Raw genomic sequence first — 24,649 nt, 5'->3', positions numbered from 1 at the left:
CCGGGTGCTTCACGCCGACAGCGGGAACTCCTCGCCCAGCGCCCGGAAGACGTCCGTGTTCAGGGCGAACGCCCGCTTGCACTCGGCCACGGTCCGCTGCTTCTCCAGGTCGTCCACCGGGACCGCGTCCAGCAGCTCCCGGTAACCGCGCTTGAAGGCGGCCGGGTTGGTGATCTCCTCGAAGACGTAGAAGCGGACCCCGTCGCCCTTCCTGGTGAAGCCCCAGGTCCTCTCCGCCTTGTCGCGGATGATCTGCCCGCCGGACAGGTCGCCCAGGTAGCGGGTGTAGTGGTGGGCGACGTAACCGGCCGGCCAGTCCCGCGCGCACGCGGCGACCCGCTCGGCGTAGGCCCGCGTGGCGGGCAGCGCGGTGAGGGTCGAGCGCCAGCCGGGGCCGCGCAGGTGCGCCAGGTCCCGCTCCAGCGAGGCCAGCCGGAACAGCTCCGGCCGGATGAAGGGGCCGGCCACGGGGTCCGGTGCCAGCCGCCGCACGTCGGACTCCAGGGCCTCGTACACGAACCACAGCTGCTCGGTGTAGCGCGCGTACGCGTCCACGCCCAGCCGGCCGCCCAGCAGGTCGCTCATGAAGGTCGAGGTCTCCGCCTCCACGTGCTGCGCGTGCGAGGCGGTGCGGACGAGGGTGGAGAAGGAGTCCATGGCCCAGATCTTCTATGGTTAGGCTTACCTAAGTCAATGCCTTGCCGACGGGTGGTCGGCACCTCCCCGCCCTGCCACGGTACGGAAGAGCCCGCCCTCCGGGGAGGGCGGGCGGCGGGCCGGGCGGGTCCCGGGCCGGACGGGTCCCTACGGCAACGTCAGGATGTCCGCGCCGGTGTCCGTCACCACCAGCGTGTGCTCGAACTGGGCCGTGCGCCTGCGGTCCTTCGTCACGACCGTCCACCCGTCGTCCCACATGTCGTACTCGTGGGTGCCGAGCGTCAGCATCGGCTCGATGGTGAACGTCATCCCCGGCTGCATGACCGTCGTCGCGTGCGGGCTGTCGTAGTGCGGGATGATCAGCCCCGAGTGGAACGACGAGTTGATGCCGTGACCGGTGAAGTCCCGCACCACGCCGTAGCCGAAGCGCTTGGCGTAGGACTCGATGACCCGGCCGATGACGTTGACCTGCCGGCCCGGACGCACCGCCTTGATCGCCCGGTTCAGCGCCTCGCGGGTGCGCTCCACCAGCAGCCGGCTCTCCTCGTCCACGTCGCCCACCAGGTACGTGGCGTTGTTGTCGCCGTGCACCCCGCCGATGTACGCCGTCACGTCCAGGTTCACGATGTCGCCGTCGCGCAGCACCGTGGAGTCCGGGATGCCGTGGCAGATGACCTCGTTGACCGAGGTGCACAGCGACTTGGGGAAACCGCGGTAGCCGAGCGTCGAGGGGTAGGCGCCGTGGTCGCACATGAACTCGTGCGCCACCCGGTCCAGCTCGTCGGTGGTCACCCCCGGAGCGATGAGCTTCGCGGCCTCCGCCATCGCCTGCGCCGCGATCCGCCCGGCGGTCCGCATCGCCTCGATCGTCTCGGGCGTCTGCACCTCCGGCCCGGTGTAAGGCGCCGGGGCGGGCTTGCCCACGTACTCGGGGCGGCGGATGTTTCCGGGCACGGAACGGGTGGGGGACAGCTCCCCCGGTACGAGCAGCGACTGGCCAGACATGCCGGCGAGTCTAATTCAGCGACGACGGGGGACCATCTTCGTGGCGAGAGGAGTCGGTCATGCCCCTGTTCAAGAAGCGGACGGTCGGAAAGCCGGGCGAGTGGTACTACTGCCTGGAGCACAAGAAGGTCGAGGAGGGCCCGGACTGCCCCGGCAAGGACCGCTTCGGCCCGTACGCGAGCCGCACCGAGGCCGAACACGCCATGGAGACGGCCCGCGAGCGCAACCTCCAGTGGGAGAACGACCCCAAGTGGCACGACGCCCCCGCCGGCGAACGGGAGGGCGACTGACCGCCCCGCGCCGGGCGGGGGCAGGGGCGCCCGGCCCCACCGGGGCGGACTGCCGCGGCGACCGGTCCCGCGCCGGGCGGTGACGGCGGCGCCCGGTCCCGTGCCGGGCGGACGAGCGCGGCGCCCGGTCCCGTGCCGGGACGGGCGCGGCCGGGGCGCACCGGCGGCTACCAGCGGGTCGGCGGGGGCGCCGTCAGCAGGTCGGCCAGCCTCGACAGGCGGTCCCGGAAGCGGCGCGGTCCCCTGCGGGCCGGCAGGGCGTTCTCGCCGGCCGCCGCGCTCACCAGGTGCTGCACGGTGTCCAGGTCCAGCTCGCAGCCGTCGGGGACGGGCAGCGTCTCGTGGGCCATCGCCGGGAGCTCGCCGCCGCCGGGACCGAGGGACAGCAGCGTCGCCCCGGCCCGGCGGGCGTCACAGACCCGCTCCAGCAGCGGGGCGCCGGGCTCCCCGGGCGCCACCACCAGCAGGGTCTCGCCCCGCCGTGCCGCCTCCAGCCGCCCCAGTCCCACCGCCAGGTGGGCCGGGTCCGAGGAGCGCGCGTCGTGCCGTACCAGCGTCGGGGCCAGCTCCGGCGTGCCGGACCAGGCGGCCTCGTCCACCAGGTGCGCCGCCAGGTGCCACGGCTCGTACTCCCGCGTGCCCACCAGCAGCAGCCCACCGCCGTGCGACACCACCGACCCGCGCAGCGTCCTCGCGAAATGCCGGGTGGCGCCCAGCCACTCCGTCCCGGCGAGCACTTCCCGCAGCAGCGCGACCCGTACCGCATCCATGGGGCCGCATCCTGCCCCAACCGCACATCCGCGATCCGGTGTTCGCCCCGGATTCGCCCGACCCGGCGACACCGCGGGCGGGCCGGTGACGGGGCTCACGCGGGCCGGAGCGGTGCCGCGGCGGACATAGAGTCGGACCATGACCTCTACCGACAGCGCACAGCAGCCCGCCAAGGCCCCCGCCAAGGACCCCTGGGACCTGCCCGACGTCTCCGGGCTCGTCGTCGGCGTGCTCGGCGGCACCGGGCCGCAGGGCAAGGGCCTCGCCCACCGGCTCGCCAGGGCCGGCCAGAAGGTGATCATCGGCTCCCGCGCGGCCGAGCGCGCCCGGGCCGCCGCCGAGGAACTCGGGTACGGCGTCGAGGGCGCCGACAACGCCGAGACCGCCCGCCGCAGCGACGTCGTGATCGTCGCCGTGCCCTGGGACGGCCACGCCGCGACGCTGGAGTCCCTGCGCGGGGAACTGGCCGGCAAGCTCGTCGTCGACTGCGTCAACCCGCTCGGCTTCGACAAGCAGGGCGCCTACGCGCTCAAGCCGGAGGAGGGCAGCGCCGCCGAGCAGGCCGCGGCCCTGCTGCCGGACTCCCGGGTCACCGCCGCCTTCCACCACCTGTCGGCCGTGCTGCTCCAGGACCCGGAGACCGACGAGATCGACACCGACGTGATGGTGCTCGGCGAGGCCCGTGCCGACGTGGAGATCGTCCAGGCGCTGGCCGGCCGCATCCCCGGCATGCGCGGCGTCTTCGCCGGGCGGCTGCGGAACGCGCACCAGGTGGAGGCGCTGGTCGCCAACCTGATCTCGGTCAACCGCCGGTACAAGGCGCACGCCGGGCTCCGGGTCACGGACGTATGAGGCGATGGGGGACACTGGAGGACGTAGCAGTGTCCCCCGACAGGAGCCCGTCACCATGTCCCCCGTGCCCCCGCCCGCCCAGGCCCGGCGACTCGCCCTCTACGCCCTCGTCGTCTGCCTCCTCGCCGTCGCCGCGGCCGTCGTCTCCTTCGTGCGCGGCGGCGTGTTCGTCGGCGTCGTCTGGGTGCTGCTGGCGGGTCTGTCGTCCAACATGACCTGGTACTACCTCCGGCGCGGCCGGACGGCGCGGGACGGCTCCGTCACGGGCTGACCGAGCACAGCCCGTCCGTGTCCCGCCAGAAGCGGAACAGTTCGTAGCCGCAGTACGTGTCGAACTCGTGGATGCCCAGGGCGTTCAGCAGGGAGTCGACCACGCCGAAGAACGCGCCGTTCACCGCCGGCAGCCACAGCAGCGCGAACACGAACAGCAGCCCGAACGGCGCGAACGGCTCCACCTGCCGCCGGACGCCGTACGACAGCCAGGGCTCGATCACGCCGTAGCCGTCCAGCCCCGGCACCGGCAGGAAGTTCAGGATCGCCGCCGTCACCTGCAGCAGCGCCAGGAACGCCAGCGCGAACCGGAAGTCGGCCGGCACGCCGTCCAGCGCGTCCAGCCAGAACGGCGCCGTGCACACGACGGCGAACAGGACGTTCGTCAGCGGGCCCGCCGCCGAGATCAGGCTGTGCCGCCAGCGCCCCCGGATCCGGCCGCGCTCGATGAAGACGGCACCGCCGGGCAGACCGATCCCACCCATGATCACGAACAGCACCGGGAGCACGACGCTCAGCAGGGCGTGCGTGTACTTCACCGGGTTCAGCGTGAGGTAGCCCTTCGCGCCGACCGAGACGTCGCCGCTGTGCAGCGCGGTGCGCGCGTGCGCGTACTCGTGCAGGCACAGGGAGACGATCCAGGCGGCCGTCACGAACAGGAACACGGCCACGCCGGGCTGCGCCGCGAACCCGGTCCAGGTGGCCCAGCCGGTGACCGCGGTGACGGCCAGGATCCCGAGGAAGACGGGACTGACCCGCCGGTCGCCCGGTCGGATGGTGGCGGTGGTCATGGAGCTCCCTTGGCTGTCGGGCACGCGGCGGGGGACACGCGGGGACCGCCCGACCGTAGCGGGCGCACCGGGAAAACGTCTCGCGCGGGCCGCCGGTTCCTAGCAGGGTGGGGGCCATGGGGCTCCGACACGTGTTCCACGAGGACCTGCGGAGGGAGTGCCGCGGCGAGCCGTCCGCGGTGGGTGACGGGGCGAGCCGGCCGCCGCTCCTCGCCGCCGCGCCCCCGGCCCCGATCCGCCCCGGCCGGCCCCCTGCCCCGGCCTGTGACCGCCACCGGACCACCGGAGACAATGAACCCCGTGCGCTACCGCATCCTCGGCACCACCCAGGCACTCGGCCCCGACGGCAGCGCCGTCCCCCTCGGCGGGGCGCGGCTGCGCGCGCTGCTGACCGTGCTCGCCCTGCGGGCCGGCCGCACCGTGCCCGTGCGCCTGCTGGTGGACGAGGTCTGGGACGGCGAACCGCCGGCCGACGCGACGGGCGCGCTGCAGGCCCTGGTCGGGCGGCTGCGCCGGGCGCTCGGCGCGGACGCCGTGGCCTCCGCCGACGGCGGCTACCGGCTCACCGCCGTGCCCGACGACGTCGACCTGCACCGGTTCGAGCGGCTGGCCGGCGAGGGCCTGCGCGCCCTGGCCGACGGGGACCCCGCCAAGGCGGGTGCCCTGCTGGACGACGCCCTCGCCCTGTGGCACGGTCCCGCCCTCACCGACCTCCCCGACCGCACCGCCGAGGCGGCCCGCGCCGAGACCCGGCGCCTGGACGCGCTGCGCGCCCGCCACACCGCCGCCCTCGCCCTCGGCCGGGCCGAGCAGTCCCTGCCCGAGCTGACCGCCCTGTGCGACGGCCACCCCCTCGACGAGCCCCTCCAGGCCCTGCGGCTGCGCGCCCTGCGCGACACCGGCCGCACCGCCGAGGCGCTGGCCGCCTACGAGGACGTACGGCGCCTGCTCGCGGACCGCCTCGGTTCCGACCCCGGAGGCGAGCTCCGCGCCCTGCACGCCGAGCTGCTGGGCGGCACGGACGCCCCCGCCGCGCAGCCGCCCCGGACCCCGCGCCCCGGCAACCTGCGGGCCCGGCTGACCTCCTTCGTCGGCCGGGAGGCCGACATCGATGCCATCCGCGCGGACCTCGCCGCCGCCCGGCTGGTGACCCTGCTGGGACCGGGCGGGGCCGGCAAGACCCGGCTGTCGCAGGAGGCCGCCGACACCGTGCGGCAGACCCTCCCCGACGGCGTGTGGCTCGCCGAACTCGCCCCGGTCGACGACCCCGACGCCGTCCCCGAGGCCGTCCTCACCGCCGTCGGCGCCCGCGAGACCGTGCTGTACGGCGCCGAGAGCATGCGGGCCGTCACCGACCGGCACGCCGACCCGGTGGAGCGTCTCGCCGAGCACTGCGGCCCGCGCCGCATGCTGCTGATCCTGGACAACTGCGAGCACGTCGTCGAGGCCGCCGCCCGCCTCGTCGAGGCGCTGCTGGAGCGCTGCCCCGGCCTCACCGTCCTCGCCACCAGCCGCGAACCCCTCGGCGTGCGCGGGGAGTTGCTGCGTCCCGTGGAGCCGCTGCCCGAGCCGGTCGCGCTGCGCCTGCTCGCCGACCGGGGCGCCGCCGCCCGCCCCGGCTTCCGCACCGACGCCGACGACGACACCGCGGCGGCCTGCGCGGAGATCTGCCGCCGCCTCGACGGACTGCCCCTCGCCATCGAACTCGCCGCCGCCCGGCTGCGGATGCTCACCCCGCGCCAGATCGCCGACCGGCTCGACGACCGCTTCCGCCTGCTCACCTCCGGCAGCCGCACCGTCCTTCCCCGGCAGCAGACCCTGCGGGCCGTCGTCGACTGGTCCTGGGACCTGCTCGACGAGGACGAACGCGACGTACTGGGCCGGCTGTCGGTCTTCGCGGGCGGCTGCGACCTCGCCGCCGCCGAGGCCGTGTGCGGGCCGGCCGCGCTCGAGGCGCTCGGCTCCCTCGTCGACAAGTCCCTGGTGGTGGCCGCCCCCTCGGGCGAGGGCGAGATGCGCTACCGCCTGCTGGAGACCGTCGCCGAGTACGCCGGCGAGCGCCTCGACGAGTCCGGCCGGCGCCCGGAGGCCGAACGGGCGCATCTGACGTACTTCCGTGAACTCGCCCGCACCACCGAGCCGATGCTGCGCGGCCCGGACCAGACGACCGCCGTCGCACGGCTGGAGCGGGAGTACGAGAACCTGCGCACGGCCCTGCGCCACGCCCTCGCCCTGCGCGACGAGCAGGAGGCGCTCTGCATCACCCTGTCGCTCGTCTGGTACTGGCAGATGCGTGATCTGCGCATCGAGGCCCGCAACTGGTGCTCCGAGGTCATGGCCCTCGCCCCCGACCCGTTCACCGAACCGGTGCGGCCCGCCGCCCCGCTGTGGCGGCGCTGCACCGACGCCCCGCCCCCGATGACCGGCGAGGTCCTCACCGAGGCCCGCCGCGGGGTGCACCTGGCCCATCTGGCCCACATGGACACCGAGCTGGACGACTGGCAGACCCCGCAGGCACAGCACAAGCTGCGCCTGGTCGGCGCGACGTACGAGCCGGGCCTGCCGCAGGTCTGCCGGCCGCCCGGCCTGCTCTGGGTGTTCGCCGTGATGCTGACCGGTGACATGGACCGGCTGCGCCAGGTGGTCGACGCGGCCATCCGCACCTGCCGGGAGAACCCCGGGTTCGAGTGGGAGCTGGCCTCCAACCTCCAGCTGCGCGCCAACTTCCTGGCCAACCGCAGCGACTGGGCCGGCGACGCGCGCCGCGACGCCGACGAGGCGCTGGAGATCCACCGCCGGCTCGGCGACACCTGGGGCATCGCCGAGTCCCTCTCCGCGCGCGGCGAGGCCCGCGAACGCGCCGGCGCGTACGAGGACGCCATCGCGGACTACGAGGCGGCGATCGAGCACGCGGACCGCCTCGGCGCCCGCGCCCACACGGCCGTGCTCACCGCCCGGCTGGGCAACGCGCTGCTGGAGGCGGGTGACCCGGAGCGCGGTGAGCGGCTGCTGCGCGAGGTCATCGACGACACGAGGGGCCGGCACATCGAGGCCCTGCCCGCCGCCCGGCTCTTCCTGACCGGCTGGCTCTGCACGACCGGGCGCACGGCGGAGGCCCGGGAGCACCTGCGGGCCCTGCGCGAGGAGTTCCGCATCGCGCACTACGTCGTCTTCGACGCGTTCATCCTCGGTGCCGAGGCCTGGCTGGAGATGGCCGACGGCAACGACGAGAAGGGCCTGGCCGTCGTCCGCGAGGCGATCCGGCAGGCGGGCGATCCGCTGTCCGCCGCCATGGCGCCCCACATGCGCTCCACGCACCTCACCCTGGGCGCCGTCGCCCTCGCCGGACTCGACGGCGGGCGGCGCGCCCGGGACGCGGCCCGCTGCCTCGGCGCCGCCGACTCCTGGCTGCCGCCCGAACACCACGCCGGGCTCGTGGAACGCGAGGTGCGCGAGCGCGCCGAGGCGCGCGCCCGGGCGGTCCTCGGCGACGCGGCGTACGAGACCGCGTACGCCGAGGGCGCCGGTCTCCCCCCGGAGGAGGCCGTCGCCCTGCTCGGACCGGCGTGATCAGCTCTTCGTGCGGAACTTGTGGATCGCGACCGGTGCCATCACCGCCGTGATCCCCACCGACCAGGCCAGCGTCATCCACAGGTCGTGGGCGACCGGGCCGCCCACCATCAGCCCGCGCGCGGCGTCCGCCAGCGCGGACAGCGGGTTGACCTCGGTGAAGGACTCCAGCCAGCCCGGCATCGACTGGGTCGGGGCGAAGATCGACGAGCCGAACTGCAGCGGCATCAGCACCAGGAAGCCCATCGCCTGCACCGACTGCGCGTTCTTCATCACCACGCCCAGCGTGAGGAAGATCCACATCAGGGCCGAGCCGAACACCGCGGACAGCCCCACGGCCGCGAACAGCCCCGGCCAGTTGGTGATGTCGAAGCCGACGAGCACACCGACGACCATGAGGATCGCGGTGGCGATCAGCATCCGCATCATCTCGACCGAGATCTTGGCGAACAGCACCGAGCCGCGCCCGATCGGCAGCGACCGGAAGCGGTCCATGACCCCGGTGTTGAAGTCCTGGTTGAACCCGGTGCCCACCCCCTGGGCCATGTTCATGCCCATCATGGCCATCAGGCCGGGCACGATGTACTGCACGTACGCCTCCTGCCCGCCGCCCAGCGACTGCCCGATCGAGCCGCCGAAGACGTACACGAACAGCAGGGTGAAGACGATCGGGAACAGCACGGCGTCGAACATCGACTCCGGGTCCTGCCGGATCCACAGCAGGTTGCGGCGCACCAGCGCCCCGGTGTGGCGCAGGTGCCCGCGCAGCGGGATACGGGCGTCCGCGCGCGGGTCGGTGTCCAGGGTCGTGGCGCTCATACGGCGACCTCCTCGCGGGTCCCGGCGGGCACGGTGTCCTGCGGGGCACTGGCACGGTGGCCGGTGAGGGACAGGAACACCTCGTCCAGGCTGGGCAGTTCGGTGGTGATGGAGCTGAGCGTGATCCCGCGCGCGGTGACCGCGCCGACCACGGCGGTCAGCTGCTCGTCGCTCAGCACCGGGACGAGCACGGCGCCCCGCTCGGTGTCCACGGTGGTCGTGGCGAGGCCGGTGATGCCCAGCGTGTCGAGGGCGCTCGCCAGCGGGCGCAGCTGCTGCGGATCGGCCGGGCGGATCCGCAGCGTGCGGCCGCCGACCTTGGCCTTCAGCTCCTCGATGCCGCCGCTCGCGATGACCTTGCCCCGGTCCACGACGGTCAGCTCGGTGGCGAGCTGCTCGGCCTCCTCCATGTACTGGGTGGTCAGCAGCACGGTGACGCCGTCCCCGACCAGCCGCTTGACCTCGTCCCACACCTCGTTGCGGGTCCGGGGGTCCAGTCCGGTGGTCGGCTCGTCCAGGTACAGCACGGCCGGCCGGCCGATCATCGAGGCGGCCAGGTCCAGCCGCCGCCGCATGCCGCCGGAGTACGTGGCGGCCGGCCGCCGGGCCGCCTCGGTGAGCGAGAACCGCTCCAGCAGCTCGTCGGCGCGGGCCCGGGCCTCCTTGCGGGACAGGTCGAGCAGCCGGCCGATCAGGTAGAGGTTCTCCCAGCCGGGAAGCTTCTCGTCCACGGAGGCGTACTGCCCGGTCAGCCCGATCACCCGGCGCAGCTGCCGCGGCTGGCGGACCACGTCGTACCCGGCGACGGTGGCGTGTCCGGCGGTCGGCGTCAGGAGCGTGGACAGGATCCGTACGAGGGTGGTCTTGCCGGCCCCGTTCGGCCCGAGCACACCCATCACGGTGCCCTCGCGCACGTCCAGGTCGACGCCGTCCAGAGCCCTGGTCTCGCCGTAGTGCTTGACCAGCCCCCGCACGGTGACGGCGCTGCCCGCGCCGCCGGTCTGCTTGTCCGTTCGTGTCATGGCAGCGACGATGCCAGCAGCCACCGACAAACCACCGACAGCCCGCCGACGACCACCGACGGCCCGCCGACGGCGCCGGCCCCGCCGACGGGGGAAGATCGGCGGGGCCGGCTGTCGTACCGCGATGGCTCAGTGGACGGAGTGCTCCTCCTGCGGGAACGTTCCGCCGACGACGTCCTCGGCGAAGGCCTTCGCCGCGCCGCTCATGACCTCGCGCAGGTCCGCGTACTGCTTGACGAACTTCGGCACCCGGCCGCCGGTCAGCCCGAGCATGTCGGTCCACACCAGCACCTGCGCGTCGGTCTGCGGGCCCGCGCCGATCCCGACCGTCGGGATGTGCAGCGTCCGGGTCACCTCGGCGGCCAGCTCGGCCGGCACCAGCTCCAGGACCACCGCGAAGGCGCCCGCGTCCTGGACCGCCTTGGCGTCCCGCAGCAGCTGCTGGGCCGCCTCCTCGCCGCGCCCCTGCACCCGGTAGCCCATGGCGTTCACCGACTGCGGGGTCAGGCCGATGTGCGCCATCACCGGGATCCCGGACTCCACCAGCAGCTCGATCTGCCGGTGCGAGCGCTCGCCGCCCTCCAGCTTGACGGCGCCCACGCCCGCCTCCTTGACCAGCCGGGTCGCCGAGCGCAGCGCCTGCACCGGGCCCTCCTGGTAGGAGCCGAAGGGCAGGTCGCCCACGATCAGGGCGCGCGAGGTGCCCCGTACGACGGCGGCGGACAGCATGGTCATCTCGTCGAGCGTGACGGGCACGGTGGTGTCGTACCCGAGGTGACAGTTGCCCGCCGAGTCGCCGACGAGCATCACCGGGATGCCGGCCTCGTCGAACACGGACGCGGTCATCGCGTCGTAGGCGGTGAGCATGGGCCACTTCTCGCCGCGCTCCTTGGCGGCGGCGATGTCGCGGACGGTGATGCGGCGCGTGCCCTTGCCCCCGTACAGCGCCCTGCTGCCGTCGGAGGGGGTCGACTTCGCAGTCGGGGCAGCCGAAAGCTGCGTCATTGCAACGGCTCCTAACACGTCATCTCGAGGCGCCCTGACGGCGTCCCCGGACCACGTCCATGGTGGCACCTCGGCCCGGCGAGGACCAGAGGAACCCCTGTGAGTTCCACCCGAGAGGAAAACGGACAAAAGGAACGTAATGGGCGGGCAAGATCTCGGCAAAGGAGTACCGATACGAGACGGTCTCGTATCGGAAATCGCTAGGCTGGGCCGCATGACCACTCCCGCCGCCCCCGCCCGCAGGGTTCCGGAAGCCGTGCACCGGCGCCGCTGGGCGATCCTCGGCGTCCTGATGACGAGCCTGCTGATCGTCGTGCTGGACAACTCGATCCTGAACGTCGCCATCAAGACGATCTCCACCCCCGCCCCCACCGGTCTGGGTGCCACGCAGAGCGAGCTGGAGTGGGCGATCAACTCCTACACGCTCGTCTTCGCGGGCCTGTTGTTCACCGCGGGACTGCTGGGCGACCGGTTCGGCCGCAAGAAGGTGCTGATCGGCGGCCTCGCCGTGTTCGGCGCCGGCTCGGCGCTCGCCGCGTTCTGCGGTTCCCCGGCCGAGCTGATCGCCTTCCGCGCGGTGATGGGCCTCGGCGCCGCGTTCGTCATGCCGGCCACCCTGGCGGTCCTGATGAACGTCTTCGAACGCGACGAGCAGCCCAAGGCCATCGGCGTCTGGACCGGCGGGGTGGGGCTCGCCATCGCCGTCGGACCGATCACCGGCGGCGTGCTGCTGGAACACTTCTGGTGGGGCTCGGTCTTCCTCGTCAACGTGCCCATCGTGCTGCTCGCCGTCGCCCTGATGCTGTGGCTGGTGCCCGACTCCCGCGACCCCGCCCCCGGCCGCGTCGACCCCGCCGGCGTCGTCCTGTCCGTGGCCGGCCTGGTCCTGCTGGTCTACGGCGTCATCAGGGGCGGCCAGCTCGCCGACTTCACCGACGCCACGGTGCTGTCGGCCGTCGGCGCCGGTCTCGCGGTGCTCGCCGTCTTCGTCGTGGTCGAGAAGCGCAGCGACCACCCGTCCATCGACGTCACGTACTTCGGGAACAAGGTCTTCTCCGCCGCGATCGCCGCCATCGCGCTGGTCTTCTTCGCGCTGATGGGCGTGACGTTCTTCGCCGTCTTCTACCTCCAGAGCGTGCGCGGTCACTCGCCGCTGCAGACCGGTCTGCTGCTGCTGCCGCTGGCCGTCACGCAGACGGTCTTCGCGCCGCGGGCCCGGCTGCTGGTGGACCGCTTCGGCCACCGGGCCACCACCACCGGCGGCCTGGTGACGCTCGCGGTGACGCTGGCCGCGTTCGCCGTCCTGGACACGGACACGCCGATCTGGTTCATCGAGGCCGTCTTCTTCCTGATGGGCACCGGCATGACGCACGTCATGACGCCCGTCAGCGTCGTCGTCATGCAGGCCCTGCCCCGCGAGAAGGCCGGCTCGGCCTCCGCGCTCAGCAACACCTTCCGCCAGGTGGGCGGCGCCCTCGGCGTCGCCGTCCTCGGCTCGGTGCTGTCCACCGTCTACCGCAACGACATCGAGGACGGGCTCGGCCTGCTGCCGCCCGCCGCGCGCCACGCCGCCGGCGAGTCCATCGAGGCCACCCTGGCCGTGGCGGACCGGCTGGGCGCGCGCGGCGAGGCCCTGGTCGGCCCGGCGAACGACGCGTTCCTGCACGCGATGCACGTCACGGCCCTGTGCGGAGCGGGCATCGCGCTGGTCGGCGCGGTCGTCACCGCCCTGTTCCTGCCCGGCCGCGCCCGGGAGCCCGAAGGAGGGGAGCGGAACCAGGAGTTGGTGTCGGCGGCGGACTGAGAACCCCTCCCCGGTGGACCGTTCCCGCCGCGCACCGGGGAGAATCGCCCCGGCCCACCAAAGGAGGCAGCGACGTGAGCCCGGTCGGAACCGGCCCCCGGCAGGACGGTCCCGCACGGGGCCGCCCCCGCAGCGAGGCGGTCGAGCGCGCCATCATCGAGGGCGCGATGAAGCTCCTGGAGGACGGCGTTCCGCTCGCGGAGCTCTCCATCGAGCGCATCGCCCGCACCGCCGGCGTCGGCAAGGCCACCATCTACCGCCGCTGGAGCGGCAAGGAGGAGCTCTTCGTCGACGTCGTGCGCGCCGCCGAGCCCCCGGATCCCGAACTCCCCGGCACCTCCCTGCGCGACGACCTCGTCGTCCTGCTGGACTCCCTGCGCCGGCGCGGCCTGGCCAACAGGACGTCGGCGATCCTGCACAACGTGCACGCCCAGATGAAGAGCAGCCCGAAGCTGTGGGCCGCCTACAACAACACCGTCATCCTGCCGCGCCGCACCCTCGGCCTGGAGGTGCTGCGCCGGGGCCGGGAGAACGGTGAACTGCGCGACGACGTCGACATAGAGCTGCTCAACGACATCGTCGTCGGCCCCCTCCTCGTCCGCACCGTCCTGCGCCCCGACGCCGACCTGCCGGACGACCTCGCCGAACGGGTCGTCGACACCCTGCTCCAGGGCCTACGTCCCGTCAGGCCGCATCCGTAGAACGGAACCCCGATGTGCGCGTTTCGTCACAGAGGACGCTTTTTCCGCCCCCGTGCGGAACTCCCCGAGCGGCCTCGCGCGTCCTCGCCCCCGTACGGCCGTCGACGGACGGCAGGAAAGGAACCGATCATCCCCTAGGGTCGTACGGACACGGGGTGACGGTGTGCACGGCAAGTTGTGAGGCGACGGTATGGCGCAGCAGGCGTACATGACGGAGACGGACACCGGCGGCCCTGGGCCCGAGCGCCGGCCGACCCGGCTTCGGCGTCTGCTCGACCGCCTGGCGGGGGACCTGCGCGGCGACCGCCGCATCTGGCGCCGGGGCCTGGCCCTGGCCGCGTGCGCGGCCCTGCTGTCCCTGGTCATGCTGGCCCACGCCCACATCCCCAACCGGGTGGGCAACCTGGGCAGCCTGGTGGAGACGTTCCTGCCCTGGCTGGGCCTGTTCGTCCCGCTCCTCCTCCTGCTGGCCCTGCTCCGCAGGTCGGCGACGGCGCTGATCGCGACGGTCCTGCCCGCGGTGGTGTGGCTGAACCTCTTCGGCGGACTGCTCTCCGACAAGACCGCCGCCGGCGGCGACCTCACGGTGGCCACGCACAACGTCAACGCCCAGAACCCGGACCCGTCCGGCACCGCCCGCGACGTGGCCGCCTCGGGCGCCGACGTCCTGGCCCTGGAGGAGCTGAAGGCGTCGGAGGTCCCCACGTACGAGAGGGCGCTGGCGCCGACGTACAAGTACCACGCGGTGGTCGGCACGGTCGGCCTGTGGAGCAAGTACCCGCTGAGCGACGTGAAGGCCGTCGACATCCGCCTCGGCTGGGAGCGCGCGATGCGCGCCACGGTGACGGCCCCCGCCGGGCAGGTCGCGGTCTACGTCGCCCACCTCCCCTCGGTCCGGGTGAAGCTGGAGGCCGGCTTCACGGCCCGTCAGCGCGACAAGAGCGCGGACGCCCTGGGCGAGGCCATCGCCGGGGAGCGCCTGGAGAACATCGTCCTGCTCGGCGACCTGAACGGCACGATGAACGACCGCGCCCTGAAGGCCGTCACCTCCCAGATGCGCTCCACGCAGGGCGCCGTGGGCAGCGGCTTCGGCTTCAGCTGGCCGGCCTCGTTCCCGATGGCGCGGATCGACCAGATCATGGTCAAGGGCGCCGAGCCGGAGAGTTCGTGGACCCTCCCGGCGACGGCCAGCGACCACCTCCCCGTCGCGGCCCGTGTGAAGGTCACCACACCGGAGGGCTGAAACCCCAGGCCAACGCCTGTCGAACCCCTTTCGGCGACCTCCGTGTCATCCCGGGGGACACCGGGCCTGAGAGATTTTGTTCCGTACGTGAACATAATGGGTCTCCCGAAAGGTCCGCTCCTCCATGCCCCTGGCCCTGCTCGCCCTCGCCGTGGGTGCCTTCGGCATCGGCACCACCGAGTTCGTCATGATGGGGCTGCTCCCCGACGTCGCGCACGACCTGGGCGTCTCCCTCCCCGAGGCGGGCCACCTGGTCTCCGCCTACGCCCTGGGCGTGGTCGTCGGCGCCCCCCTGCTCGCCGCGGCCACCGCGCGCCTGCCCCGCCGCACGGTGCTGATCGCCCTGATGGCCCTGTTCGTCGTGGGCAACGCGCTCTCGGCCCTCGCCCCCGACCACGCCTGGCTGCTGGCCGCCCGCTTCCTCAGCGGCCTCCCGCACGGCGCCTTCTTCGGCGTGGGAGCCGTGGTGGCCACGACCATGGCGACCCCGGAACGCAGGGCCCGCTCGGTCTCCCTGATGTTCCTCGGACTGACCACGGCGAACGTGGCAGGCGTCCCCGCGGCCACCCTGGCGGGCCAGCACTTCGGCTGGCGGGCGACGTTCCTTGCGGTCAGCGCCATCGGCGTGGCGGCGGTCGTGTCCCTGGCGCTGCTGATACCGGGGACCGGCGCCGCCGCCCCGCGGTCCGCCCTGCGCGGCGAGCTGGCCGCCCTGCGCTCCCTCCCCCTCTGGCTGGCCCTCGGCACGACCGTCGCGGGCTTCGGCGCGCTCTTCGCGGCGTACAGCTACATCACGCCGATGCTGACGGACTCCGCCGGTCACTCCGACGCGAGCGTGACCCTGCTGCTGGCCCTGTTCGGGGTGGGCGCGACGGTCGGCAACCTCCTGGGCGGCCGGCTGGCCGACCACTCCCTGCGCGCCACCCTCTTCGGCGGCCTGGTCTCGCTGACGGCGGTCCTGGCCCTCTTCCCCGTCCTGATGCGCACGGAGCCCACCGCGGCACTGGCGGTGACCCTGCTCGGCACGGCGGCCTTCGTCACCGGCTCGCCCCTCCAGCTGATGGTCATGGAGAAGGCCGCGGCGGCCCCCTCGCTGGCCTCCTCGGCCAACCAGGCCGCCTTCAACCTGGCGAACGCCGGCGGCGCGTGGGTCGGCGGCCTGGCGCTCTCCGCCGGCCTCGGCACGACGTCCCCCGCCGTCGCGGGGGCCCTGCTGGCGGCGTCCGGCATCGGGGTGGCGTCGGTCGCCCACGCGGTGGAGCGCCGAACGGGAGCGAGGGCCGCCCGCGAACGCGTCGTCGCGAGCCGCGTGCCCCGGCGGACGGAGGCGCTGGACGGGGTGGGCGGCGCCTGAGCCGGGATCGCGCTCGTGTCCCCCCGGGTCCTCAGGGCGCCGGGGGGACACCACCGCCCGCGATCGGGGGCGACTCGGCGGGCGACCGTCACCTCGGGGACGGCCGGGCGCGCCCGCAGCCGCGTACGGCGGGGAGGGGCGGAGGACGGCGGCGGGCGTGAGGCAGCCGCCCCGCCCCCGGCCTCACCACGGCCACAGGCGCCACGCGCACCCCACCGAACCCGCAGCCGCGCCGCAGACGCCGGACGGACGCCCCCACTCACCCGCACCCGGATCCGCTCAGCTGGCCGCAGGCACCCGCTCGGCTGGCTGCGGGTGCCTGCTCGGCTCGCGCCGGCACTCGCTCAGTCCGCCGCGGGCGCCTGCTCCCGCCAGCCATTGGTGATCGGCAGCCGCCGGTCCTTCCCGAACCCCTTCGGGGAGATCTTCGTCCCCGGCGGGTACTGCCGCCGCTTGTACTCCGCCCGGTCCACCATCCGCAGCGTCTTCGCCACGAGCTCCCGGTCGAACCCGGCCGCGACGATCTCGTCCGCCCCCCGGTCCCGGTCCACGTACAGCTCCAGGATCGCGTCCAGCACCGGATAGTCCGGCAGCGAGTCCGTGTCGACCTGCCCCGGCCGCAGCTCGGCGCTCGGCGGCTTGCTGATCGAGTTCTCCGGGATCGGCGGCGTCTCCCCCCGCTCCGCCGCCGCCCGGTTCCGCCACCGCGCGAGCCGGAACACCGACGTCTTGTACACGTCCTTGATGGGCCCGTACGCCCCCACGGAGTCGCCGTACAGCGTCGAGTAGCCCACCGCCAGCTCCGACTTGTTGCCGGGCGCCAGCACGATGTGTCCCTCCTGGTTGGAGATCGCCATGAGCAGCGTCCCCCGCAGCCGGGACTGGAGGTTCTCCTCCGCGAGGCCCGTCAGCCCCAGCGCCCCCATGTACGCGTCGAACATCGGCTCGATCGCCACCGTCCGGAAGTTCAGCCCCGTCCGCCGCGCCAGCTCGGCCGCGTCGCCCTTGGAGTGCTCGGACGAGTACTTCGACGGCATCGACACGCCGTACACGTTCTCCGGCCCCACCGCGTCACACGCGATCGCGGCCACCAGCGCCGAGTCGATGCCCCCGGACAGCCCGATCAGCACGGACCGGAACCCGTTCTTCACGACGTACGCCCGCAACCCGACGACCAGCGCGGAGTACACCTCCTCGTCGTCGTCGAGCCGCTGCGCGTACCCGCCGGGCAGCTCCGGCTCGTACGCGGGCAGCGGCGTCCCGGACAGCACGACCCGGTCGATCCGCAACCCGTCGTCGACGACCCCCGCCGGCGCGTCCGCGGCCGCCGCGGGCAGGTCGAGGTCGACCACGAGGCACTCCTCGGCGAACTGCGGCGCACGCGTCACGACCTCGCCGTCGCGGTCGACGACGATCGAGTCGCCGTCGAAGACGAGGTCGTCCTGCCCGCCCATCATCGCGAGGTAGGCGGTCGTGCACCCGGCCTCCTGCGCCCGCTTGCGCACGAGCTCCAGCCGGGTGTCGTCCTTGTCGCGCTCGTACGGCGAGGCGTTGATCGACAGGAGCAGCCCGGCCCCGGCGGACCGGGCCGCGGGCACCCGCCCCCCGTCCTGCCACAGGTCCTCGCAGATGGCGAGGGCGACGTCGACCCCGTGCACCCGCACCACCGGCATGGTGTCGCCCGGCACGAAGTAGCGGAACTCGTCGAAGACCCCGTAGTTCGGCAGGTGGTGCTTGGCGAAGCTCAGCACCACCTCGCCGCCGTACAGCACGGCCGCGGCGTTCTGCGGCGCTCCCGCCGGCTGTCCGTACTTGGGCTGGGCGGTCGCGCTGCGGTCGAGGTAGCCGACGACCACCGGCAGCTCCCCGAAGCCCTCCTCGGCGAGCCGCGCGGCGAGCGAGCGCAGGGCCGCCCGGGAGGCCTCCACGAAGGACGACCTGAGGGCGAGGTCCTCGACGGGATACCCGGTCAGCGCCATCTCCGGGAACGCCACCAGGTGGGCTCCCTGTTCGGCGGAGTGCCGGGTCCAGCGGACAATCGTTTCGGCGTTGCCGGCGAGGTCACCGACGCGCGAGTCGATCTGATTCAGGGCGAGACGTAGTTGAGGCACGGGCCCAGTGTAATCGTCAGAGCGACACGATGTCCGGGAGCCCCGGACCGCCGGGACGGAGCGCCCGAAGCTGCCGGAAGCCGCCGGGACGGGCCGCCGGGACGGGCCGCTAGGGGGTGTCGTTCGGATCAGGCCGGCTCCGGGCAACGGTGCCTTGCGGACCGATCCGAGCGGGGGCTGGTGCGTGCGGACGCAAGGCGGAGGAGGGCGCCAGGGCGGAGCCCCGGCAACCGACGACAACGCCGCAGATGCGCGTGCCGGGCCCCGCGACCCCGGCAAGATCCAAACGACACCCCCTAGGGCCGGGGCGCCGCCCCCCGCTCCTCCAGCATCTCCGCCATCAGCGCGATCTCCGACTCCTGCGCCTCCACCATGCCCCGGGCGAGCCGCTTCTCCACCCGGACCTCGCACGCGCGGACACACCCCTGAGCCATGTGGACCCCGCCCTTGTGATGGTCCGTCATGAGCTGGAGGTAGAAGACCTCCGCCTGCTTCCCGCTCAGGGTCCCCAGCCGCTTCATCTCGGCGTTGGTCGCCATCCCCGGCATCAACGCCCCGTCCTTGCCGGAGGCCGCGTCCCCCATGCCCATCCACGTCATCGGCGGATCGGCGGACACCTTCGGCAGCTCCCACAGGTCGAGCCAGCCCAGCAGCATGCCCCGCTGGTTGGCCTGCGTCTGGGCGATGTCGTAGGCGAGCCGCCGGACCTCCTCGTCGTCCGTCCGGTCCCGCACGATGTACGACATCTCGACGGCCTGCTGATGGTGCACGGCCATGTCCCGGGCGAACCCGGCGTCCGCGGACCCGGCGGAGGGGGGCCGGTCCGACCCCTCGTCCCCGGCGACCGCGTAGCTGATCGCGCCGGCCGCGACGAGCACGGTCGCCGCGGCCCCCGCGATCAGTCCGGCCTGCCTCATCCGCTCAGCCCGTTGGTGCAGGCGGCACCCGGCTCGGGGGTCTGCTCGCCCTGGACGAACTTCTCGAGGAACGCGTCGACGGCGGGGTCGTCCGCCCCGGTCACCGTGCGCTGGTGCCCCCAGGCCGTGAGCATGATCGGGTCCTTCTGGCCGTCCACCGGGCTCATCAGGGTGTACGGCGTCTTCTTCACCTTCGCCGCGAGGGCGTCGACGTCCGCCTTGTCGGCCCGGTCGTTGTACGTCACCCACACCGCGCCGTGCTCCAGCGAGTGGACGGCGTTGGTGTTGTTGATCTCGTCGGTGTAGACGTCCCCGTTGCAGTTCATCCAGACCGGGTTGTGGTCACCGCCGACCGGGGGAGCGACCGGGTACGTCACCGACTTGGTGACGTGGTTGCGGCCCAGCGTCCCCTCCCACTTCCGCACGCCGTCCTTGTCCGTGACGAAGCGGCCGGCGGCCTTCGCGTCGCCCGCCGCGCCGTCACCGTCGTCCGACTGGGACTGGACCAGGACCACACCGCCGGCGACGAGTCCGGCGACGACCACCACGCTGGCGGCGACGACGAGGATCCGGTTGCGGCGCTCGCGGGCCTGCTCGGCGCGTCGCATCTCCTCTATGCGCGCCGTGCGTGCCGCGCTGCTCTTCTTGGCGGAGCCCATGGGGAATGCCCTTCGAGGGATGGTGGGACGAACGGGTGAGCTGATCGTAATGGGGAAGGCGGGGCGAGTCGTAGGGGGCGAAGGGAACGGCCGGATACGGCCCGGCCCGCGGCCGACCGCCTCCCCGCCGGAGGAACGTCCCGGAAGTCCGGATCGGAAGTCCGGATCGGAAGTCCGGGTGGAAGGACGTCGTGAAGGTCCGGAAGGTCCGGCCGGATAATTTGAAGCCGGAATGCCGATTACCTACGCTGCCCGGTATGCGGCTGCTGCGCTCCACCGACCTGGCCCTGCGGGTCCTCATGCGCCTCGCCGTGGCCGGCGACTCCCGTCCGACGACGCGTGACGTCGCGGCGGCCATGGACGTGCCGTACACCCACGCCGCGAAGGTCGTCGCGGAACTCCAGCACAGGGGGCTGCTCACCGCCCGGCGCGGCCGCGGCGGCGGGCTGTCCCTCACGGAGGAGGGCCGTGGTGCCTCCGTGGGCGCCCTGGTCCGCTCCTTCGAGGGCGAGGACGACGTCGTCGAGTGCGAGGGCGGCTCCTCCGTCGCCCCCTGCCCGCTGCGCTCGGACTGCCGCCTGCGCGGCGCCCTGCGCCGGGCCCAGGAGGCCTTCTTCGCCTCGCTGGACCCGATCACGGTGGCGGACATCGCCGCGGACCCCACGGGCCCGCTCCTGCTCGGCATCCCGCGGGCCCGCTAGCAGCCGGTGCCCCGCGGATCCGCCGCCCCGGACGCCGCCGGGCCCGGATCCAGCCCGGTCCCCGGTGCCGCCGGCCCGGCCCCGACGGACGCCCCCGTCCACCCGGCCGGACCCGGCCCGCCCGTCACCGGCCGCCCACGGCTCCCGGCCCCCGGGCCCGCCTACCTGGCCAGCCACAGGTCGGGGCCGAACACCTCGTAGTGGATGTCGGCCGGCGCCACGCCCTTGCCGATCAGCTGCTCGCGCACCGCCCGCATGAACGGCAGCGGACCGCACAGGTACGCGTGCGTGCCCGGCGCGACCGGCACCCGCGCGAGGTCGACATAACCGGTGCCGGCGCCCTCGGGGGCGTCCTGCTCGTACCAGAAGTGCACGGCCGAGTCCGGCAGCTTGGCCGCGAACGCCTCGTGGTCCGCGCGCAGGGCGTGGTCGGCGGGGGAGCGGTCGCCGTGCACGACGGTGACCGGGGCGCGGTGCCCGCTGTCGGCGAGGTGCGCCAGCATCGCGGTGATCGGGGTCACGCCGATCCCGGCGGAGGCCAGCAGCAGCGGGGTGTCCGCGTCGGCGTCGACGACCAGGTCGCCGTAGGCCTCGGACAGCTCCAGGACGTCACCGACCCGCACGCGGGCGTGCAGGTGGTGGGACACCTCGCCCTCGGGGGCCGGTTCCTCGTGCACGCGCTTGACGCTGAACTGCCGCTCGTCGGGGCCGGGTGCCCCGGAGAGGCTGTACTGCCGTATCTGCCGGGCGCCGTCCGCGAGGGCGACGCGGACGGAGACGTACTGCCCCGCGCGGAAGGCGCGCACCGGGCCGCCGTCGGCCGGGCGCAGCCGGAAGGTCACGACGTCGGCGGTCTCGGTGATCCGCTCGACGACCTCCCAGGTCCGCCACTGGTGCCCGCCGCGCTCCTCGTACAGCCGCTTCTCGATGGCGGTCAGGGCGTTCGCCATCAGCCAGTAGACCTCGTCCCAGGCGGCGGCGACCTCGGGGGTGACGGCCTCGCCCAGGACGCCGGCGATGGCGGCGAACAGGTGCTCGTGGACGATCGCGTACTGGTCCGGGGTGATGCCGAGGGAGGCGTGCTTGTGGGCGATGCGCCCCAGCATCGCGTCGGGCCGCTGGTCCGGGTTTTCCAGCAGGTGCGTGGCGAAGGCCGCGATCGACCCCGCGAGGGCCCGGCGCTGGGTGCCGGCGGCCTGGTTGCCGCGGTTGAACAGGTCCCGCAGCAGCTCGGGGCGGGCGGCGAACATCCCGGCGTAGAAGCGCTCGGTGATCTCGCCGAGGGATGCGCCGACGGCGGGAAGGGTGGCGCGGACGACGGCGGCGGACTGCTCGGACAGCATCGGGTCTCCTCGTGGCTCGGATGCCTGCGCCCCCATTAAAACTTGCATCTCGAACTCCAATTTAAGGGGGGTGGGTCCTGGGAGCCGGAGGGGGAGCGGCGGGGCGGGTGGGGGCCGGGCGTTACGGATACCTGTCCGAAAGGGCAAGATGGGCAGCGGAGCGGTACACCTGTCGTGCGCGAGGCGTTCAGGCCGCGGTCGGCCGGCCGATCAAGGTCGGCAACGCGTATGAAACGCTCGTGTGGTGGGATGCTCCAGTGCCCGACCGTCTCCCGGGGCCCGGGAGGGGCAGGCGGCCTGACCGGCAAGGATGGGGAAGCGGAAGATGGACAAGCAGCAGGAGTTCGTGCTCCGGACGTTGGAGGAGCGCGACATCCGGTTCGTGCGCCTGTGGTTCACCGACGTGCTGGGCTTCCTGAAGTCCGTGGCCGTCGCCCCGGCCGAGCTGGAGCAGGCGTTCGACGAGGGCATCGGCTTCGACGGCTCCGCCATCGAGGGCTTCGCCCGGGTGTACGAGTCCGACATGATCGCCAAGCCGGACCCGTCGACCTTCCAGATCCTGCCCTGGCGGGCGGAGGCCCCCGGCACGGCCCGCATGTTCTGCGACATCCTCATGCCGGACGGCTCCCCGTCCTTCGCCGATCCGCGCTACGTCCTCAAGCGCGCCCTGGCCCGCACCTCCGACCTGGGCTTCACCTTCTACACCCACCCGGAGATCGAGTTCTTCCTGCTGAAGGACAAGCCGGTCGACGGCACCCGCCCGACCCCGGCGGACAACTCCGGCTACTTCGACCACACCCCGCAGAACGTCGGCATGGACTTCCGCCGCCAGGCGATCACCATGCTGGAGTCGATGGGCATCTCGGTGGAGTTCTCCCACCACGAGGGCGCCCCCGGCCAGCAGGAGATCGACCTCCGCTACGCCGACGCGCTCTCCACGGCCGACAACGTCATGACGTTCCGGCTGGTGATGAAGCAGGTGGCGCTGGAGCAGGGCGTGCAGGCGACCTTCATGCCCAAGCCCTTCTCCGAGTACCCGGGCTCCGGCATGCACACCCACCTCTCCCTCTTCGAGGGCGACCGGAACGCCTTCTACGAGTCCGGCGCCGAGTACCAGCTCTCCAAGGTCGGCCGTTCCTTCATCGCGGGCCTGCTGCGGCACGCGGCGGAGATCTCCGCGGTCACCAACCAGTGGGTCAACTCCTACAAGCGCATCTGGGGCGGAGCGGAACGCACGGCCGGCGCGGGCGGCGAGGCGCCCTCCTACATCTGCTGGGGCCACAACAACCGCTCGGCCCTGGTCCGCGTCCCGATGTACAAGCCCGGCAAGACCGGCTCGGCCCGTGTGGAGGTCCGCTCCCTCGACTCCGGCGCCAACCCGTACCTGGCCTACGCCGTCCTGCTGGCCGCCGGCCTCAAGGGCATAGAGGAGGGCTACGAACTCCCGCCGGGTGCCGAGGACGACGTCTGGGCCCTCTCGGACGCCGAGCGCCGTGCCCTGGGCATCGAGCCCCTGCCCCAGAACCTGGGCGAGGCCCTGACGCTGATGGAGCGCAGCGACCTGGTCGCCGAGACCCTCGGCGAGCACGTCTTCGACTTCTTCCTGCGCAACAAGAAGCAGGAGTGGGAGGAGTACCGCTCCGAGGTCACCGCGTTCGAGCTGCGGAAGAACCTGCCGGTGCTGTAAGCGCGGGTCAGGGCGTGTTCTCCGCCGATTCGACGACGGGGCCGGCGGTCCGCGACCGTCGGCCCCGTCGTCGTCTCACCACCCTCGGGCCGGCCCCGGGCCGTCCGGCGCCCTCCGGTCCCGCCCGAGGTGAACGACGGCGGGTGCGAGACCTGTGGCGGCCGGCACTCCGGCTGCAGACCACGGCCGTGCGTGGGTCGCGGCCGGACGCTTCCTGCCGTCGGACGGCGTCTACGCCGTGACCCGCGGCCACCGCGTGACCGTTCGTCCTCACACACCGATGGCCAACGGCGGGCGCGGCTGCGCGTGCCGGTCGGGGGAAGGGCTCGTCGAAGGAGACGGAGTGCTGGGATTGCTGGGCTTCTACGACGAACTGGACGGCCGTTCCGGGCAGCCGAACGGATCGATACGCGATGCCGTCCGGTCCGTCGGCGAGCCGGACGAGGCGGAGCTGGTGGCCTATCTGGACTCCGGCCACGTCCTGATCGACGTCATGGAGGGCGGACACGACGTCATCACGGGGGACCCCCACCGGCACTCTCCGGGATGCTCCTCCCTGGTGACCGACGGCACCTGGCTGTGGCGCCAGGACTTCCCGCACTACCTGGAAACGCACCACGTCTCGTTGCCCGACGCGTTCCTCGACCACGTCCGCGGCCTGGATCATCAGATGCCCACCATCACCGTCGCGCAGTTCGCTCCGCACTACGACGAGACCATGCCCCTGGTCGGCTGGGCCTCGGCTGTGCCGTGGCGGTCGACTGCGACCGTGCTCGTGCCCGGACCACGAGCAGTGACCAGCAAGGCCCGGTTCGACGCGGCGATGCTGGACCGGGGCCGCGACCGCCCGCAGGGCGGCTGGGACAGGCCCCGCAAGCCGCGGAAGGGGTAGGCGCCACCGGCCGCCGGCGCACCGTTCCGCGGTCACCGCCTTCGAGCCGCGGAAGAACCTGCCGGTCCGCCGAGCCGACCGGCAGGGGCCGCGGCCCGCTGAGGCCCACGGGGCCGGCGGTCGCGAACCACCGGCCCCTTCCGCCGGGCGTGGGCGCGCTCCCACAAGATGCGGAAGGTTGTCTT

General features: G+C 73.2%; 22 protein-coding genes. 11 read left to right on the top strand and 11 right to left on the bottom strand.

Translation table 11 applies throughout. From position 1 onward, the window contains the following. Positions 1–9 precede the first annotated feature (9 nt). Both GL259_RS12545 and map read right to left on the bottom strand, forming a co-directional pair. On the bottom strand, positions 10–657 hold the full coding sequence (locus GL259_RS12545; RefSeq protein ID WP_159532140.1) for a biliverdin-producing heme oxygenase: 648 nt from the start codon (positions 655–657) through the stop codon (positions 10–12). Positions 658–804: 147 nt separating this feature from the next. Beyond that, the gene (map, locus tag GL259_RS12540; RefSeq protein WP_159532138.1) at positions 805–1,662 is read right to left on the bottom strand and encodes a type I methionyl aminopeptidase; all 858 of its coding nucleotides are present in this window, start codon (positions 1,660–1,662) and stop codon (positions 805–807) included. A gap of 59 nt (positions 1,663–1,721) precedes the next feature. On the opposite strand from map, the gene GL259_RS12535 reads away from it, so the two are divergent. After that, positions 1,722–1,952, top strand: a complete 231-nt coding sequence (locus tag GL259_RS12535; RefSeq protein ID WP_159532136.1) for a hypothetical protein — start codon at positions 1,722–1,724, stop codon at positions 1,950–1,952. A 167-nt stretch (positions 1,953–2,119) separates the two neighbouring features. Here GL259_RS12535 and GL259_RS12530 read toward each other — a convergent pair whose 3' ends face one another. After that, positions 2,120–2,722, bottom strand: a complete 603-nt coding sequence (locus tag GL259_RS12530) for a hypothetical protein (RefSeq protein WP_159532134.1) — start codon at positions 2,720–2,722, stop codon at positions 2,120–2,122. Positions 2,723–2,861: 139 nt separating this feature from the next. Between GL259_RS12530 and npdG the strand changes: the two genes are divergently transcribed. Together npdG and GL259_RS12520 are read left to right on the top strand one after the other, a co-directional pair. Beyond that, a complete protein-coding gene (npdG, locus tag GL259_RS12525) occupies positions 2,862–3,575 on the top strand; it encodes an NADPH-dependent F420 reductase (RefSeq protein WP_159532132.1) in 714 nt (237 codons plus the stop codon). Between the two features lie 55 nt (positions 3,576–3,630). Beyond that, on the top strand, positions 3,631–3,846 hold the full coding sequence (locus GL259_RS12520) for a hypothetical protein (RefSeq protein ID WP_159532130.1): 216 nt from the start codon (positions 3,631–3,633) through the stop codon (positions 3,844–3,846). Here GL259_RS12520 and GL259_RS12515 read toward each other — a convergent pair. After that, on the bottom strand, positions 3,836–4,636 hold the full coding sequence (locus GL259_RS12515; protein ID WP_159532128.1) for a site-2 protease family protein: 801 nt from the start codon (positions 4,634–4,636) through the stop codon (positions 3,836–3,838). The two genes, GL259_RS12520 and GL259_RS12515, sit on opposite strands and share 11 nt — an antisense overlap. Positions 4,637–4,927: 291 nt before the next feature. Here GL259_RS12515 and GL259_RS12510 point away from each other — a divergent pair, with 291 nt between their 5' ends. Further along, positions 4,928–8,206, top strand: a complete 3,279-nt coding sequence (locus GL259_RS12510; RefSeq protein WP_159532126.1) for a BTAD domain-containing putative transcriptional regulator — start codon at positions 4,928–4,930, stop codon at positions 8,204–8,206. Here the strand turns inward: GL259_RS12510 and GL259_RS12505 are convergent, their stop codons facing one another. From GL259_RS12505 to panB, 3 genes are all read right to left on the bottom strand, one after another. Further along, positions 8,207–9,025, bottom strand: a complete 819-nt coding sequence (locus tag GL259_RS12505; RefSeq protein WP_159532124.1) for an ABC transporter permease — start codon at positions 9,023–9,025, stop codon at positions 8,207–8,209. After that, positions 9,022–10,047: an ATP-binding cassette domain-containing protein gene (locus tag GL259_RS12500; protein WP_166461478.1), complete on the bottom strand. Its 1,026-nt coding sequence runs from the start codon at positions 10,045–10,047 to the stop codon at positions 9,022–9,024. The genes GL259_RS12505 and GL259_RS12500 overlap by 4 nt, the downstream gene beginning before the upstream one ends. 129 nt (positions 10,048–10,176) lie before the next feature. Next, on the bottom strand, positions 10,177–11,052 hold the full coding sequence (panB, locus tag GL259_RS12495) for a 3-methyl-2-oxobutanoate hydroxymethyltransferase (RefSeq protein ID WP_159532120.1): 876 nt from the start codon (positions 11,050–11,052) through the stop codon (positions 10,177–10,179). Between the two features lie 214 nt (positions 11,053–11,266). Between panB and GL259_RS12490 the strand changes: the two genes are divergently transcribed. The 4 genes from GL259_RS12490 to GL259_RS12475 all read left to right on the top strand — a co-directional run bounded on the left by GL259_RS12490 (position 11,267) and on the right by GL259_RS12475 (position 16,154). Next, on the top strand, positions 11,267–12,856 hold the full coding sequence (locus tag GL259_RS12490) for an MFS transporter (RefSeq protein WP_159532118.1): 1,590 nt from the start codon (positions 11,267–11,269) through the stop codon (positions 12,854–12,856). Between the two features lie 74 nt (positions 12,857–12,930). Next, entirely contained in the window at positions 12,931–13,557 is a 627-nt protein-coding gene (locus GL259_RS12485; protein ID WP_159532116.1) for a TetR/AcrR family transcriptional regulator, read from the top strand. 190 nt (positions 13,558–13,747) lie between these two features. After that, positions 13,748–14,800 carry an endonuclease/exonuclease/phosphatase family protein gene (locus GL259_RS12480; RefSeq protein ID WP_159532114.1) on the top strand — a complete coding sequence of 351 codons (1,053 nt, stop codon included), beginning with the start codon at positions 13,748–13,750 and terminating at the stop codon, positions 14,798–14,800. Positions 14,801–14,924: 124 nt separating this feature from the next. Continuing rightward, a complete protein-coding gene (locus GL259_RS12475; RefSeq protein ID WP_159532112.1) occupies positions 14,925–16,154 on the top strand; it encodes an MFS transporter in 1,230 nt (409 codons plus the stop codon). A 344-nt stretch (positions 16,155–16,498) separates the two neighbouring features. Here the strand turns inward: GL259_RS12475 and GL259_RS12470 are convergent, their stop codons facing one another. The 3 genes from GL259_RS12470 to GL259_RS12460 form a co-directional block, all read right to left on the bottom strand. Continuing rightward, positions 16,499–18,265: an NAD+ synthase gene (locus GL259_RS12470; RefSeq protein ID WP_159532110.1), complete on the bottom strand. Its 1,767-nt coding sequence runs from the start codon at positions 18,263–18,265 to the stop codon at positions 16,499–16,501. A 296-nt stretch (positions 18,266–18,561) separates the two neighbouring features. Beyond that, positions 18,562–19,182, bottom strand: a complete 621-nt coding sequence (locus GL259_RS12465; RefSeq protein ID WP_159532108.1) for a DUF305 domain-containing protein — start codon at positions 19,180–19,182, stop codon at positions 18,562–18,564. Continuing rightward, positions 19,179–19,841: a DUF3105 domain-containing protein gene (locus tag GL259_RS12460; protein WP_159532106.1), complete on the bottom strand. Its 663-nt coding sequence runs from the start codon at positions 19,839–19,841 to the stop codon at positions 19,179–19,181. The genes GL259_RS12465 and GL259_RS12460 overlap by 4 nt, the downstream gene beginning before the upstream one ends. Positions 19,842–20,098: 257 nt before the next feature. On the opposite strand from GL259_RS12460, the gene GL259_RS12455 reads away from it, so the two are divergent. Further along, positions 20,099–20,542, top strand: coding sequence for an Rrf2 family transcriptional regulator (locus GL259_RS12455; RefSeq protein WP_159532104.1), 444 nt, complete (start codon positions 20,099–20,101; stop codon positions 20,540–20,542). 161 nt (positions 20,543–20,703) lie between these two features. Here the strand turns inward: GL259_RS12455 and GL259_RS12450 are convergent, their stop codons facing one another. Continuing rightward, entirely contained in the window at positions 20,704–21,885 is a 1,182-nt protein-coding gene (locus tag GL259_RS12450; RefSeq protein ID WP_159532102.1) for a globin domain-containing protein, read from the bottom strand. Between the two features lie 325 nt (positions 21,886–22,210). Between GL259_RS12450 and glnA the strand changes: the two genes are divergently transcribed. Together glnA and GL259_RS12440 are read left to right on the top strand one after the other, a co-directional pair. Next, positions 22,211–23,572: a type I glutamate--ammonia ligase gene (gene glnA / locus GL259_RS12445; RefSeq protein ID WP_159532100.1), complete on the top strand. Its 1,362-nt coding sequence runs from the start codon at positions 22,211–22,213 to the stop codon at positions 23,570–23,572. 343 nt (positions 23,573–23,915) lie between these two features. Beyond that, complete coding sequence (locus tag GL259_RS12440) at positions 23,916–24,464, top strand: hypothetical protein (protein WP_159532098.1); 549 nt, start codon at positions 23,916–23,918, stop codon at positions 24,462–24,464. Positions 24,465–24,649 lie beyond the last annotated feature (185 nt).

The sequence above is a fragment of the Streptomyces sp. Tu 3180 genome, from assembly GCF_009852415.1.
Taxonomy (GTDB): Bacteria; Actinomycetota; Actinomycetes; order Streptomycetales; family Streptomycetaceae; genus Streptomyces.
This window is presented reverse-complemented; position numbering and strand designations above follow the sequence as displayed.